The organism is Cupriavidus basilensis, assembly GCF_029335485.1.
Lineage (GTDB): Bacteria > Pseudomonadota > Gammaproteobacteria > Burkholderiales > Burkholderiaceae > Cupriavidus > Cupriavidus basilensis_E.
On sequence record NZ_JARJLM010000113.1, the window covers coordinates 1 to 1938 of the forward strand.

At 66.8% G+C, this 1938-nt stretch carries 2 protein-coding genes and 1 pseudogene; 2 read left to right on the forward strand and 1 reads right to left on the reverse strand.

Features of this window, described 5'->3' with window-relative positions; genetic code table 11:
* The first annotated feature begins 299 nt into the window (after positions 1 to 299).
* The gene (locus P3W85_RS06470) at positions 300 to 1046 is read left to right on the forward strand and encodes an SDR family NAD(P)-dependent oxidoreductase (protein ID WP_276264170.1); all 747 of its coding nucleotides are present in this window, start codon (positions 300 to 302) and stop codon (positions 1044 to 1046) included.
* A 20-nt stretch (positions 1047 to 1066) separates the two neighbouring features.
* Positions 1067 to 1204, forward strand: a pseudogene (locus P3W85_RS06475) (aldo/keto reductase); the annotation flags it as partial.
* Positions 1205 to 1232: 28 nt separating this feature from the next.
* Here the strand turns inward: P3W85_RS06475 and P3W85_RS06480 are convergent.
* Positions 1233 to 1938, reverse strand: a 706-nt coding sequence (locus tag P3W85_RS06480; protein WP_276264171.1) for an MFS transporter, incomplete at its 5' end; no start/stop codon positions are given.

Genomic DNA, 1938 nt, shown 5'->3' on the forward strand with positions numbered 1-1938 from the left:
ATTCAGCATAAAAAACCTATAACTACGCAAACTCAAATTCATGAATCTATATTTACCCGCTCGTAAATAAAATTAACCAAAATAAAGCGATCCTTTCTGGATTCGTCGTGGGCGCAGTGGCACCGGATTGGATGGTCTGGGTCTGCGCAATCGTTGCGGCCGTCGGCCTCATCTGCATCCAGCCGTGCGGGGCGCAGGTTATTGTGATATTGGCTATCGCATTCTCTTTTTGAAATTAGTTTTCAGTCGGATTTATCAGGCAAGCATCGACCGATGAATACGCAAATCAGAGTTAAAAAATGGAAACGCACCAAACCGGTATAGGAATGGCAGGCAGGACCGCCGTCATCATCGGCGGTACCTCGGGCATCGGCCGCGCCGTGGTGGACCGTTTTGCCGCGGCGGGCGGTGCGGTGATCCTCGGCGGGCGCTCTCAAGAAACGCTCGACGCGGAACTGGCCCGGATCGCCGGAGCCGGCGGCACGGCCACGGGCCACGTGGTCGACATGGCCGCGCGGGAATCGATAGCCGCATTCTTCGCCAGGGTGCCCCACCTGGACTACCTGTTCGCGCCTGGCGCGGCCTATCAGGTCGCCTCCATCCACAGCGATGACCACGACGCGGTGGAAAGCCCCTTCCGCAGCAAGTTCTGGGGCCAGTACTACGCAGTGCACGAAGCCGCGCCAAAACTCTCGCCGGACGGCGCCATCGTGCTGATGTCCGGCGCGGCGGGCGCACGGCCCGTCAAGGGCGCCTCGGCCTATGCCGCGTGCAACTCCGCCATCGAGGGCCTGGGCCGCTCGCTGGCGATCGACCTGGCACCGGTGCGCGTCAACACCGTTTCGCCCGGCACCATCGACAGCGACCTGTGGCGGCGCCGTCCCGCCAGGCAACGCTCGTCCGCCTTTGACAGCTACAGCCGCGCCACGGCCCTGGGCCGGGTCGGCACCGTGGCAGAAGTGGCCGACGCCGTGCTGTTCCTGTTCGGCAACGGGTACATGACGGGATCGACCTTGTTCGTCGATGGCGGGTATGTGCTGCCTTGACGGCGGCGCTGCAACCGTTTTTCCCGCGCATGCGCCCCGGCCCCAACGGCGCGGGCCTGTCCCGGCGCGCCATCCCGGCCGAGATCGACAACAGCCTGCGCCGGCTCGGCACCGGCCATGTGGACCTGTACCAGATCCACTGCCGGGATCCGCATACGTACCGCACCGGCCCGTCGGGTTTTGACCTCAGGCGGCCGGCCGGTCTCCGGCCGGTTGCAAGACGGCGGCGCCGGCATCGCGCGTGATCAGCCGCAAGCCGCTGGCGATACTGGCCACGCCCGCGAAGCCCGCGCCAAGCCCGAGCGCCAGCGTCGGCCCGTGCCGCCCCGCAATGCCGAAGCTGAGCGCGACCAGGGCCGCGCCGGTCGCCTGGCCGAGCAGGCGCGCGGTCGCGATCACGCCGCTGGCGCCGCCGCTGCGCTCGCGCGGCGCGCTCGACATCAAGGCCTTCAGGTTGGGCGACTGGAAGAAGCCGAAGCCCGCGCCGCAGATCGCCATGCGGATGCCGATATCGAGCGCGCTGGGATGCGCCGGCAACAAGGCCAGCGACGCCATGCCCGCGCACATCACCGCCAGCCCGACGCCACCGAGCAAACCGGGCGGATAGCGGTCCGACAGCCGGCCGGCAAGCGGCGCCATCAGCGCCACCACCGCCGACCACGGCGTCATCAGGAAGCCAGTCTCGATCGGGCTGCGCCCGAGCACGCTTTCGAAATAAAACGGCAGCGAAACGAAGGCCAGCCCCTGCGCGGCAAACGAGCACACCGCGGTCATGGTCGACAGCGCGAACATGGGCCGCTTCATCAGGTCGATGGGCAGCATCGGCGCGGGATGGCCGCGCTCGCGGCGCAGCAGCAGGACGGCCGCCACCAGGAACACGGCCAGCGCCGCC